The 12,684-nt window shown below is 45.0% G+C and carries 10 protein-coding genes; 9 read left to right on the top strand and 1 reads right to left on the bottom strand.

The window, feature by feature from the left end:
- The first annotated feature begins 54 nt into the window (after positions 1-54).
- The 5 genes from nhaA to ACDQ55_RS10200 all read left to right on the top strand — a co-directional run bounded on the left by nhaA (position 55) and on the right by ACDQ55_RS10200 (position 6,773).
- Positions 55-1,266: a Na+/H+ antiporter NhaA gene (gene nhaA / locus ACDQ55_RS10220; protein WP_420981283.1), complete on the top strand. Its 1,212-nt coding sequence runs from the start codon at positions 55-57 to the stop codon at positions 1,264-1,266.
- A 67-nt stretch (positions 1,267-1,333) separates the two neighbouring features.
- Positions 1,334-1,861 (top strand): hypothetical protein, encoded by a 528-nt coding sequence (locus tag ACDQ55_RS10215; protein WP_420981282.1) that lies wholly within the window; start codon positions 1,334-1,336, stop codon positions 1,859-1,861.
- A 97-nt stretch (positions 1,862-1,958) separates the two neighbouring features.
- Positions 1,959-3,479 (top strand): NAD(P)H-hydrate dehydratase, encoded by a 1,521-nt coding sequence (locus tag ACDQ55_RS10210; protein ID WP_420981281.1) that lies wholly within the window; start codon positions 1,959-1,961, stop codon positions 3,477-3,479.
- 183 nt (positions 3,480-3,662) lie between these two features.
- Positions 3,663-5,885, top strand: coding sequence for a sodium-translocating pyrophosphatase (locus ACDQ55_RS10205; RefSeq protein WP_420981280.1), 2,223 nt, complete (start codon positions 3,663-3,665; stop codon positions 5,883-5,885).
- Positions 5,886-6,143: 258 nt separating this feature from the next.
- Positions 6,144-6,773 (top strand): NAD(P)-dependent oxidoreductase, encoded by a 630-nt coding sequence (locus tag ACDQ55_RS10200; protein WP_420981279.1) that lies wholly within the window; start codon positions 6,144-6,146, stop codon positions 6,771-6,773.
- An 18-nt stretch (positions 6,774-6,791) separates the two neighbouring features.
- Here the strand turns inward: ACDQ55_RS10200 and ACDQ55_RS10195 are convergent, their stop codons facing one another.
- Complete coding sequence (locus ACDQ55_RS10195; protein WP_420981278.1) at positions 6,792-7,790, bottom strand: helix-turn-helix transcriptional regulator; 999 nt, start codon at positions 7,788-7,790, stop codon at positions 6,792-6,794.
- A 110-nt stretch (positions 7,791-7,900) separates the two neighbouring features.
- Between ACDQ55_RS10195 and ACDQ55_RS10190 the strand changes: the two genes are divergently transcribed.
- From ACDQ55_RS10190 to ACDQ55_RS10175, 4 genes are all read left to right on the top strand, one after another.
- Positions 7,901-8,113 carry a hypothetical protein gene (locus ACDQ55_RS10190; RefSeq protein WP_420981277.1) on the top strand — a complete coding sequence of 71 codons (213 nt, stop codon included), beginning with the start codon at positions 7,901-7,903 and terminating at the stop codon, positions 8,111-8,113.
- Positions 8,114-8,297: 184 nt separating this feature from the next.
- Entirely contained in the window at positions 8,298-10,679 is a 2,382-nt protein-coding gene (locus tag ACDQ55_RS10185) for a TonB-dependent receptor (RefSeq protein ID WP_420981276.1), read from the top strand.
- A 21-nt stretch (positions 10,680-10,700) separates the two neighbouring features.
- Entirely contained in the window at positions 10,701-11,564 is an 864-nt protein-coding gene (locus ACDQ55_RS10180) for a DUF4249 domain-containing protein (protein ID WP_420981275.1), read from the top strand.
- A 174-nt stretch (positions 11,565-11,738) separates the two neighbouring features.
- Positions 11,739-12,620 (top strand): sterol desaturase family protein, encoded by an 882-nt coding sequence (locus ACDQ55_RS10175; protein WP_420981274.1) that lies wholly within the window; start codon positions 11,739-11,741, stop codon positions 12,618-12,620.
- Positions 12,621-12,684 lie beyond the last annotated feature (64 nt).

The raw sequence follows: 12,684 nt of genomic DNA, 5'->3' as shown, positions 1-12,684 counted from the left end.
TTCCTCCGGTATCAGGGATCGGATTTTATATAGATACCCTTTTAAAAAATGTTTATGATCCGTAATACCGTCAACACCGTCCGGAAAACACTGCTTTCTCCCATCCATGAGTTACTGCAGGATAGCCGCGCAGTTGGTATTGTATTAATAATATGTACTATTATATCTATGGTATTGGCTAATACCGGAATACAGGAAACGTATGTTGGCTTTTGGAATAACCTGTTTGATCCTGCCGGCGGCCACCATTATCAATACCGGTCTTTATACCTGCCTAATTCATACTTACTCTGGATAAACGATGGGCTCATGGCCTGCTTCTTCTTTCTGGTAGGCATGGAAATAAAACGGGAACTAACCATTGGGGAACTTTCATCTGTACGCAAAGCAATATTACCGGTATTGGCCGCTATTGGAGGGATGTTATTTCCGGCGCTCATTTTTACCCTCTTTAATAAGGATACGCCTTACGCTGCCGGGTGGGGTATTCCTATGGCCACCGATATTGCCTTTTCCCTGGGCATTTTATCCCTGTTAGGCAAACGGGTACCGGTGGGCTTAAAAATATTTCTGATGGCGCTTGCCATTATCGACGACTTAGGCGCCATACTCACCATTGCCCTGTTTTATACCCCGCACCTGGAAATAAAATACCTGCTGGCGGGAGGAATTATTTTTCTCATTCCCCTCTTACTCAATTTCCTGAAGGTACAACGGCTCATATTATATTATATACCAGGCATCATATTATGGTACTGCTTTTTTAATTCCGGCATACACGCTACTATCGCAGGAGTGCTGCTGGCATTCTGCATTCCCCAGCGGCGGATACCAGACCTGGTGCATAGCCTGCATCATCCTGTAAATTTCGTCATTATGCCAGTATTTGCCCTCGCCAATACTGCCATACAATTACCATCGGATATAACCGGCGCCCTGCATAATAATATTAGCTATGGAATTATTGCCGGCCTGGTGCTAGGTAAGCCCCTGGGTATTTTTACCTTTTCTTTTATCGCTGCTAAATTAAAGCTGGCTGCCCTGCCTTCTAGGTCTAATTGGCTGCAATTACTTGGCATCGGGCTAATAGCCGGCATTGGCTTTACCATGTCTATCTTTATTTCCTCGCTTGCCTATGAAGAACGGGAATTGCAGATCATCGCCATTATCTCTGTGATAGCGGCTTCCATGATCGCGGGGATCACAGGATTCATTTTTCTTCGTATAATCAAGCCAGTTGGCATTGTTATTGCTAAGCAACCATAATTTTTACATTCGTTGGTGCATATACTTTAGAGAAAAGCCAATTTAAGTTTCATTCAAACTAACATCTATGAAAAAAGTCGTGTTACTTTTCAGCCTGATGGCTATCGTAGCCCTGCAGGCCAACGCGCAGAAAAAAAATCATAACCATAGCGGCGACCCTGCCAATTATAACACAGCGTTGGGTATCCGTTTAAACCCCTGGATAGTAGGATTTACTATCAAGCACTTCTTTGAAGGCCCGCATGCAATTGAAGGATTGGTAACTACCAACCATTCTCAGAACAACAACGTTACCATCACAGGTTTATATGAATACCACTGGAATATTGGTATACCGGAACTGAACCTGTATGCCGGCGGTGGCGCTCACCTGGGCTTCTACGACCGTTACGATTATGACTGGGACCGTTATATCCACAAAGGCAGAGGCACTTATGTATCTCCCGGCCTGGATGGTATTATCGGTGTAGAATATACCTTCAAAAAGATTCCTTTAAATATCAGTGCTGATCTGAAACCTTACGTACAATTTGTTGGACCTACCAACTATATCGGTGAGGAGATCGGCGGTGTGTCTGCCAGATTTACATTTTAATTGGCAACCACTTCTTTATAAACGGATCATGAGGCAAGCATGGTCCGTTTTTTTATGTTCCTGATTTTGAAGTATTTTTATTGTTCAACTATCGGATATGAAAATCTTCTCAGCTGCACAAATCAGGGAGGCAGATGCCTACACCATCGCTCATGAACCCATCAGCAGTGCAGATCTGATGGAAAGAGCCGCCAGCAAATGCGTAGCGTGGCTGGAAGACCATTATCCTCCTCTTCAACCTGTTTACATTTTTTGCGGCAAAGGCAATAATGGCGGCGATGGCTTGGTAATAGCCCGCTTACTCCTGGAACATGGCTATGCGGTAAAAACTTATATTATACAACACAGCCCGCAGGCCAGCGCCGACCAACAGCTCAAACTACAGGCCCTGCAGGCAGTAAACTCTCCTACAGCGATATATAATATTGGTGATGTCTCTGATTTTCCGGTATTACCCCCGCAGGCGATTATCATAGATGCTATTTTCGGAACAGGTATGAGCCGGCCAATAGAAGGCTGGGTAGCCGGGATTGTTCACCACATCAATGACCAACGGCAACAACATACTATTATCGCTATAGATATGCCTTCCGGATTAATGGCAGATGAAAGCTGCCTGCATACGCCCGTTATACAGGCCCATTACACCCTCAGCTTTGAATGTTATAAACTGGCTTTTCTCCTGCCGGAAAATGCCCCATTCACCGGGGACGTACATATACTCCCTATTGGGCTACATCCCGGATATATAACGCAAACGTCTACACGTTACCACCTGTCCAACCAGGAAATTATGCGTACCATCTATCAGCCCCGGGATGCTTTTGCCAACAAAGGCACCTATGGCCATGCCTTGATCATTGCCGGGAGCTATGGTAAAATGGGGGCGGCCATACTTAGCACCAAGGCCTGCTTACATGCAGGCGTTGGCTTACTCACCTGCCATGTGCCCCAATGCGGTTATCAGATCATGCAAATCAGTGAGCCCTGCGCCATGTGTATTACCGATGAAGGTGCTCATTACAGCACACATTTCCATAGCGGTATCAGCGATGCCAATTATAAAGCCATCGGCATAGGCCCCGGGCTCGATAAACAAGCCGGTACAGCCAAATCCCTGGAACTATTGCTGGACCAATGGCGCCACCCTATGGTAATAGACGCCGATGCACTCAACCTACTTTCCGTATATCCGTCACTGTTAAATAAAGTACCCTCCGGCTCTATCCTTACCCCGCACCCCAAAGAATTTGAACGGCTATTTGGGCCAACTGCCAACGATATAGCCCGCCTGGAACTGCTATCACAAAAAGCAGTGGAAAAACAGTTGTATATTTTACTGAAGGGCAGATATACTGCTATGGCCTGTCCCGATGGCGCCATCTACTTCAATAATACTGGTAATCCTGGTATGGCTACCGGCGGTAGCGGTGATGTGCTTACGGGTATATTAACCGGCTTGCTGGCCCAAGGTTATACCTCCAAAGCCGCCTTATTACTCGGCGTTTGGCTTCATGGCTATGCCGGCGACCTCGCTGCTGCACACCTGTCGCAGGAAGCGATGACCGCGGCGGATATTATCACCTGGTTAGGTAAAGCTTTTCAGGAAGGTATTTGAAATAACCCGGATTTTTTTTGTTTGAAGTACCCGCTCATGGCGCATATACACAATAATTTTGTTCCCCTGGTAGACAATTCCTAATTTATGTTTTATATTCATTTGAAATATTTTTTGGGAATCCTATAAATTTTATCTCTAAAAAACTCTTTTGTCAACCACGTATTTATAAATTTCGCTTACATGAATATAGTTTACCTCGTTCCATGTTTTGGACTATTGGCTTTGCTGTTCACAGCTGTTAAAAGCTCTTGGGTTAACCGCCAGGATGCCGGCAACGAAAAGATGAAAGAAATAGCTCAGCATATTGCTGAAGGAGCTATGGCATTTCTTAAAGCTGAATATAAGATCCTGATCTACTTCGTTATTATTGCAGTACTCTTACTGAGTTATATGGGAGTTACCCATGAAAACTCCCATTGGTCTATAGCCTTGGCCTTTGTGGTAGGCGCCATATTTTCCGCCACTGCTGGTTTCATAGGCATGAAGGTGGCTACCAAAGCAAATGTGCGTACTGCTAATGCAGCACGTACCAGCCTGGCCAAAGCATTGCAGATATCTTTCACCGGAGGTTCCGTAATGGGCATGGGAGTGGCCGGCCTGGCCGTACTCGGTCTTGGCTCCTTATTTATTATATTGAAATCTTACTTCATGGCCTCCGCTAATACTGGCGAAATGATCAAAACCATTGAAGTACTCACCGGCTTTTCCCTGGGAGCAGAAAGCATTGCCTTATTTGCCCGTGTAGGCGGCGGTATCTATACCAAAGCAGCCGACGTAGGCGCCGACCTGGTAGGGAAAGTAGAAGCAGGCATCCCGGAAGACGATCCCCGTAATCCTGCCACTATCGCAGATAATGTAGGAGATAATGTGGGTGATGTAGCCGGTATGGGCGCCGACCTGTTTGGATCTTACGTAGCCACCGTATTGGCCACGATGGTGCTGGGTTCTGAAACCTTCTCCCAAGATGCTTTTGGTGGTATTGCTCCTATCCTGTTGCCTATGATCATCGCCAGTGCGGGCATTATCTTCTCTATGATCGGAACCTTTTTTGTGAAGATCGGCGACAACGCCGGGTTAAACACCGGTGCGGTACAAAAAGCCCTCAATATGGGCAACTGGGGATCTATCATATTAACAGCCATTGCTTCCTGGTTCCTGGTTAACTGGATATTACCAGATACCCCGATGACCTTACGCGGTCATGCGTTCACCCGCGGCCAGGTCTTCGGTGCCATCATGGTAGGATTAGCAGTGGGTACGCTGATCAGCATTATCACGGAATATTATACCGCTATGGGCAAACGCCCGGTGAAATCCATTATCCGCCAATCGGCTACCGGGGCCGCCACTAATATCATTGGCGGTTTATCCGTAGGTATGGAATCTACTACCCTGCCTATCCTGGTATTGGCAGCCGGTATTGCCGGCTCCTTCTCTCTTGCAGGCCTCTACGGCGTAGCCATTGCAGCTGCCGGCATGATGGCAACCACCGCTATGCAATTGGCCATCGACGCTTTTGGACCTATTGCCGATAATGCAGGCGGTATCGCTGAAATGAGCGAGCTGCCAAAAGAAGTGAGAGAAAAAACAGATATACTGGATGCCGTAGGTAATACCACCGCCGCTACGGGTAAAGGTTTTGCCATTGCATCGGCGGCCTTAACCGCGCTGGCCCTGTTTGCCGCCTTTGTAGGAGTTGCCGGCATCCATGGTATTGATATCTATAAAGCCAATGTGCTCGCCGGATTATTTGTGGGAGGTATGATCCCTTTCCTCTTTTCCTCTCTCGCCATAGCCGCCGTGGGACGCGCCGCCATGGCCATGGTGGAAGAAGTACGCCGGCAATTCCGTGAAATACCCGGTATCATGGATGGTACCGGAAAACCGGAATATGATAAATGCGTAGCCATTTCCACGCAGGCCTCTATCCGTGAAATGATGCTGCCCGGCGCTATTGCCCTAATCTCTCCGCTACTAGTAGGCTTCCTGGCTGGCCCAGAAGTACTGGGCGGTTTCCTGGCCGGTGCTACTGTAAGCGGCGTATTAATGGGCCTCTTCCAGAACAATGCCGGCGGCGCTTGGGATAACGCCAAGAAATCGTTCGAAAAAGGCGTGGAAATTAACGGCGAAATCTATTATAAAAAATCTGAACCTCATAAAGCCTCTGTAACAGGCGATACTGTGGGCGATCCGTTTAAGGATACTTCCGGACCCTCAATGAACATTCTCATTAAATTGATGTCAATCGTATCATTGGTGATTGCTCCTACCCTTGCCCAATTATATCATACCAAAGATGCTATACCCGTAACTACCACTAAAACGGAAATAGTAAAACCTGCTGTTAAGCACGCTAACAAGAATGTGGCAGCTGTACTTAAGGAAGCACCAAAAAGATCTTAACCTACTTAATACATATACCCTTCAGGTATGGGTATTACAGCGAAAGATAAACACACTAAAAGCGCATGCCTTACATTTAAAATGTAGCGCATGCGCTTTCCAATTTCCCGAAAATTTGGCAATTAAAATATCCTGTTTATCTTTATACTGAAATATACAATATTACAGTATATCTTAACAAGAACTGTAATAATATTTATATTAATTAAAACAATCAGTCTTGGCAGGCTGTATTTATATCACCTAAAAAACAAAACCATGAAAGTAGCAATTATTGGTGCATCCGGATTTATTGGAGCAGCCATTTTAAAAGAAGCCCTCGACAGAGGCCATGAAGTAACGGCTATTGTCCGGCATCCGGAAAAGATAACTGTCACCCACTCCCACCTTATTGTGGAAAAAGGGGATGCCACCAATGAAGCCGAACTAACGTCCCTGCTGGCGGGTAGCGAAGCGGTGATCTTCTCCTATAAAGCAGATGATTCGGCTACCTTCCTGAAAGCTACACATGCCGTTATCAATGCTACCAAGAAAGCAGGGAATAAAAGGCTCCTGGTTGTAAGTGGCGCGGGCAGCCTGGAAATAGTTCCTGGTATACAACTGCTGGATACCCCCGAATTCCCGGAAGAATGGAAAGCCCTCGCTTCTGCTACCCGCGATTCATTTAATGTAATTAAAGAGGATAACGAGCTGAATTGGACCGTACTCAGCCCCGCTATGATGATCTTTCCTGGCGAACGTACTGGTAAATTCCGCCTGGGGAAAGACCAAATTGTATTTGACCATAACAAGGAAAGCAAAATTTCCAACGCCGACTACGCCGTGGCTTTAATCGATGAACTGGAACAACCTAAACATATCAAACAACGCTTCACATTGGCATATTAATAAAGTTCCAAAGCTTTCCTACCCTCTTATTTTCACCGGGCTAACTCCAAATTTCTTACGGAAAGCTGTGCTGAAATGCTGCGGGGAAGAATAACCCGCCTCATCGGCAATGATAGCCATCGGCAGCTTGCCTGCCAGGATAAGTTCCCGGGCCAGCTCCAGCCGGCAGTTGTTCAAATAGCCGAAAACAGTATTATCAAAAACAGCTTTAAAGCCAGATTTTAATTTAAATTCATTCAATCCCGCTTTCCGCGCTAACTGCCCCAGGCTCATCGGCTGCCGCAGATGTTGTACTAACAGGTCCCGCGCGAAATAAAGCTTTTCCACATCGCCAGCCGATAACTTGCCTCCCAACGTTATGGCAGCAAATTGCTCGCTTTCCATCTGTTCGCATTGCAGTGCCAGTAATTCTATCGCCTTCGACTGCAGAAATAATTTCTTTAAGCCTCCCTGGAAACGGCATTGCTTCACTTCTTCCATTACTATCCGCATACGGGGCGTGATCCGAGGATTGAATTTCGCCGCCAGGGCAGTTGTACGGTTACAGGCCACATTATTAGCCAACCCGTCTAATACCCGGCCATTATTATCGGCTAGCTCCAGGAAACGGGCCGTTGTAAAAGACATGCTAAAGAAATGTATGTCCCGCTGCTTTTTAACTGCAGCAGATTCTGAATCATTAGGACTAAATACCAGGTTGTGCTCCAGCGTAGTGAGCTTAAATTCATTGGAAATACCTTCCAAAGACGCGCTGATATCTCCCTGTTCCATGAACAACATAGACACACGCGGCTCTATATGATCCGCTTTAATATGTATATTTTCATATACGTTGGCCGTACAGCAGGCAATGCTCATCCCATCAAAATGATATTCCTGAACGCTGGCAGATCCGAAATCCTGATCTAATTGCTGGGTTTCTTCTATAATAGCCCTGGAATGAATCTTTGTATTATCGAATGGCCCCTCTTCAGCGAACAACACATGCCTGGCATCATTCGTTATTACTACACCCATAAAAAAATCCTTTTCATATAAGTGATAATCCCTTTCGTGTAACAGTTATATGGGATTACAGCAGCAAATTTGCACAAAAATATTCCGAATAATTAAAAAATTAAGCGCCCATGTTGGGAATATTCCGTACCAATATTACAACAGTTAAAGATAAAAACAACGTTATTGATGCCATTTCCACCCAATTTACCGTGAACGCCTGTAGTATAGATCTGGAAGACTGCGACAGAGTATTACGTATTGTAAGCCCACAGTCGCTCACAGAACAAACCATTATAGATTTCGTCACTAAACTGGGATTCACCTGCGTGGTATTAGAGTAGCTTTATGCTTTAGGATGGCTGTATCCCAACCCGGTACAGCGGCCCTTTTAATTTCATCATCAAAAAAAGCATACTTCTTTTGTTCGCAAAAAAAATAATTTATTCCAGTGGGGGTATGATATTTTTGCAGCGTCTTATATACATGCTATAAAATACAATAGCAATTACACTAAATTGGACCTACATGAAAACTAAGGCAACCATGTTGTTGTTGCTCCTGCTATGTATACTGGCCGGACAAACAACAACCGCACAGCAGCAACATTATACCGTTAGCGGCTATGTAAAAGATAAACAGAACGGAGAAAGCCTGGTGGGCATTTCCATCGGAAAAAGCGGCACCAGCCTGGGAACAGTAAGTAACCAATATGGCTTCTATTCCCTGACCTTACCAGCAGGAGAACATGAGTTGCAATTTTCCTATATGGGTTATGCAACCTATAAGACTACCATCAGCCTGAAAAAAAATATTACCCTAGACGTGAATATGGAAGCTACCAGCAGTCAGCTGAATGTAGTGACTATTAGCGGTCAAAAACAAGAGAAAAGCGTAAATACCCTGAATACCAGTATTAATAAACTGGATATTCAGCAAATGAAAAAGATGCCCACCTTTATGGGGGAAGTAGACGTGCTGCGGGCTATCCAAACCTTGCCGGGCGTTAATACAGTAGGTGAAGGTGCATCCGGCTTCAATGTACGTGGCGGCAACAGCGACGAAAACCTGATCCTGCTCGATGAAGCGCCAGTGTATAACTCTACCCACATGCTTGGTTTCTTCTCTGTATTCAATCCAGATGCCGTAAAAAGCCTCGACCTTATCAAAGGCGGCTTCCCGGCCGAATATGGCGGCCGTACTTCTTCTGTACTCGATATCCGTATGAAAGACGGCAATAACCAGAACTTTAATGTAAACGGCGGTATCAGTAATATTTTCAGCCGTTTGTCGGTAGAAGGGCCACTGGTAAAAGATAAATCTTCTTTTATCGTGGCTGCCAGAAGATCTTATATAGATGTGCTGATGAAACCCTTTGTAAAAGGTGATATGAAAGATACCAAACTTAATTTCTACGATATCACTGCGAAGGCTAACTATAAATTTGATAAGAATAACTCCCTGTTTGTAAGTGGTTACTTCGGTAGAGACGTATTCGGATTTGGAAAAGATGTGGACATGAACTGGGGCAACAGTACCGCTACCATCAGGTGGAACCACGTATTTACCAACCGCCTCTTCCTGAACCTCACCACCTACTACAGCAAATACGATTACCGCCTTAGCTTTAACAACGATTCTAAAAAACAGCCTGACGAAGCCAATCAAGGTTACGACTGGACCAGTAACATTATCAACTACGGGCTGAAACCTTCCTTCACTTACTATATTAATTCCGCCAATAGCCTGCACTTCGGCGTTCAAGGAATATATTATACTTTTAAACCAGGTACAGGTATAGGCACGGAAGGAGACGACCAACACGTTAAACAACTGAACGATCAACATGCACTGGAATCTGCTGTATATCTGGATCACGAATATAAACCCAGCAAAAAATTCGGCATACAATACGGAGGCCGCCTTTCTTCCTATCAATTAATCGGAAAAGGCACTGCCTATTTCTTCAATGATACCACACCTGGCATCCGTAAAACGCTGACTGGCACTAAAGAGTATGGCGCCAATGAACTGATAAAAGGCTACTACTATTTTGAACCCAGGATCAGCGCCCGTTACGCGTTCTCAGACGAACACGCAGTAAAATTGGCTTACAGCCGTACTACCCAGTTCATGCACCAACTGTCTAATACCGCTTCTCCTACACCACTGGATATCTGGACGCCCAGTACCAATAATATCAAACCAATGGTAGCAGATCAATACACAGCTGGCTATTTCTATAATTCACCCAACGACGCTTATGAATTGTCTGCCGAAGTGTTTTATAAGAAAACTGATAACCAGCTCGATTATATTGATAACGCTAACCTGCAGCTGAATCCGTTGATTGAAGCAGATCTGCTACCTTCACAAGGACGGGCTTATGGCCTGGAACTGTATGCTAAAAAAGATGTAGGCAGCACCACCGGCTGGATTAGCTATACTTTATCGCGCACCGAAAGGAAAACATCTGGCATTAGCCTGAACGAATGGTTCCTGAACCGCTACGACCGTACCCATAATCTGAACCTGGTGGTCACACACACCTTTACCAAACGCACTTCCTTATCGGCCAACTGGGTATTTGCCTCCGGCACACCAGGCACCTTTGCAGATAACCGCCTGGAATTCCAGGATTGGGACATTCCTTACAACAGTACCGATAAACGCAATAACTACCGTTTACCTGCCTATCATCGTCTCGACCTGTCCATGACACTGAAAGGCAAACAGCTCAAACGCTGGAAAGGAGAATGGGTATTTTCATTGTACAACGTATATGCGCGCAGAAATGCCTATACCATCTACTTCAAACAGGATGACGATAATCCTAACCAACGTGAAGCCATACGCCTCTCTATCATAGGCTCTATCATCCCGGGTATCACGTACAACTTTAAGTTTTAACCGTCCTAAACTCAAGATCAGATGAAAAAAATATTATTTTTCCTGTTAACCGCTGCCGTAGCCAGCTTAACAGCATGTGAAGACAAGATCAACCTGGACATTGCAAAGGGCATCTCCTATCCGGTATTGGACGCGTGGATCACTACGGAAACAGGAGTACAAAAAATAAGGTTCACCATGTCGGTGCCATATACCGACAATAGCCCGGCGCCTATTATCAACGATGCCCAGATCACATTAACAGACCTCAACACCGGCGATAATTACCCATTCTTGTTTAAAGACAATATGTATACTTACGATGCTACCAACAAGGCCATCGGTATAGTAGGACATAACTATAAACTGCATATTGAGTTTAGGGGTGAAACATTCGATGCATACGACAGCATCAAAAGAGTACCTGAAATAGACTCTATTACATATGAATATAAAACCAAAGAACAAGCTATTAGTGGTAAAGCGGGCTACTATGCCACTTTTCATGCAAAAGACCTGAAAGACGCTACCGACTACTACTGGATACGTTCTTACCGGAATGATACCCTCAAAAGACTGAAAGACAACTTCTCTATTGATGGCTCCTACGACGAAGGCGTATCTGACGGCGGTACTTTCATTTTGCCAATTGCCCAAAACATTACTGATTACAACAAGCCCTTCCAGGCCAATGAAAAAGTAATTGTCCGGCTTTCCTCCCTTTCCCACCCTAGCTACGATTTTCTTACCCAGGTAGACAACCAGGTAAATGCCGGCGGTTTGTTTGCCAAAGTATTGGAAAACGTGAAGAGCAACGTCAATAATTCTACCCCTAGCGGTAAAATAAAAATATTAGGATGGTTCGGTACCTCTGCAGTAAGCAGGGCAGAACAAAGCTTTAAGTAGTTATAATAAATACGGCCCTTCGGCCACCCAGGAAAAAGAGGTTGTCTTCGTTTAGTAGAAGACAACCTTTTTTTATCTCAGCCTGTCCCTTTGTTTCCCATGTTCTTTGCCCCATCTATACCCTCCAGTTTCACCGGAAATTCGTTAACTTCCATAATAGAAAGCTACAACGATATGCATCCCAACCTCATTCTATATGCCATTCCCGAATTTGTGTTGCTGATACTGCTGGAAATCGTTTTTACGACCCTCAACAAGCAATCCTCCTACGAGCCTAAAGATGCACTTAGCAGCATTGCTATGGGACTTGGCAATGTGATCATAGGTATCTTTACCAAAGTGGTGGTTTTCGGTTGTTATATATTCCTGTATCAGCACCAGCTTTTTACTTTTGAGGTTAGCTGGTGGGCATGGTTATTATGTTTTTTTGCAGATGATTTCAGTTATTACTGGTTCCACCGGGCAAGTCATACGGTACGCTTTTTCTGGGCCTCCCATGTAGTGCACCATTCTTCCGAAAAATATAACCTCGCTACTGCTTTACGCCAAAACTGGACCGGTAATTTAACCGGCACTTTTTTATTCTGGGGATGGATGCCTTTACTGGGATTCCACCCCGAAATGGTGATGAGCATGCAGGCCATTAGCCTGATATACCAATTCTGGATACATACAGAAGTAATCAGGCACTTGCCTGCACCGGTAGAATATATTTTCAATACGCCTTCCCACCACCGGGTGCACCACGGATCAGACATCGATTATCTGGATCGCAACCATGCAGGAGTACTGATCATCTGGGACCGGCTGTTTGGTACATTTACAGCAGAAAAACAACGGCCTGTATATGGCCTTACTAAAAATATCCATACTTATCATCCTTTTCGTATAGCCACACATGAATGGTTGGCAATATGGCAAGACATACGGCATGCCCGCTCCCTGCGGGAAGCCCTCCATTACATTTTTGATGCGCCGGGATGGAGCCCAGATGGAAGCAGGAAAACAACACAGCAGTTGAGACAGCAACAGGCAGAGCAGTTACGCAATCACTAAGTCTCTATGTATCAGCTGTAGGATATAGCATACTCAGTGTACAATAGAAAAAAAACGTTTTTTA

It is taken from the genome of Chitinophaga sp. 30R24 (genome assembly GCF_049056765.1).
Classification (GTDB): Bacteria; Bacteroidota; Bacteroidia; order Chitinophagales; family Chitinophagaceae; genus Chitinophaga.
Note: the sequence above shows the minus strand (reverse complement) of the source record. Positions and strands in the feature narration are given on the sequence as shown.

What these genes read in the sequence shown, in the direction of transcription:
- nhaA (WP_420981283.1), top strand. Translation starts at nt 55, where the DNA reads ATGATCCGTAATACCGTCAACACCGTCCGGAAAACACTGCTTTCTCCC.
- ACDQ55_RS10175 (WP_420981274.1), top strand. Translation starts at nt 11,739, where the DNA reads ATGCATCCCAACCTCATTCTATATGCCATTCCCGAATTTGTGTTGCTG.
- ACDQ55_RS10205 (WP_420981280.1), top strand. Translation starts at nt 3,663, where the DNA reads ATGAATATAGTTTACCTCGTTCCATGTTTTGGACTATTGGCTTTGCTG.
- ACDQ55_RS10215 (WP_420981282.1), top strand. Translation starts at nt 1,334, where the DNA reads ATGAAAAAAGTCGTGTTACTTTTCAGCCTGATGGCTATCGTAGCCCTG.
- ACDQ55_RS10180 (WP_420981275.1), top strand. Translation starts at nt 10,701, where the DNA reads ATGAAAAAAATATTATTTTTCCTGTTAACCGCTGCCGTAGCCAGCTTA.
- ACDQ55_RS10190 (WP_420981277.1), top strand. Translation starts at nt 7,901, where the DNA reads ATGTTGGGAATATTCCGTACCAATATTACAACAGTTAAAGATAAAAAC.
- ACDQ55_RS10195 (WP_420981278.1), bottom strand. Translation starts at nt 7,790, where the DNA reads ATGGGTGTAGTAATAACGAATGATGCCAGGCATGTGTTGTTCGCTGAA.
- ACDQ55_RS10185 (WP_420981276.1), top strand. Translation starts at nt 8,298, where the DNA reads ATGAAAACTAAGGCAACCATGTTGTTGTTGCTCCTGCTATGTATACTG.
- ACDQ55_RS10200 (WP_420981279.1), top strand. Translation starts at nt 6,144, where the DNA reads ATGAAAGTAGCAATTATTGGTGCATCCGGATTTATTGGAGCAGCCATT.
- ACDQ55_RS10210 (WP_420981281.1), top strand. Translation starts at nt 1,959, where the DNA reads ATGAAAATCTTCTCAGCTGCACAAATCAGGGAGGCAGATGCCTACACC.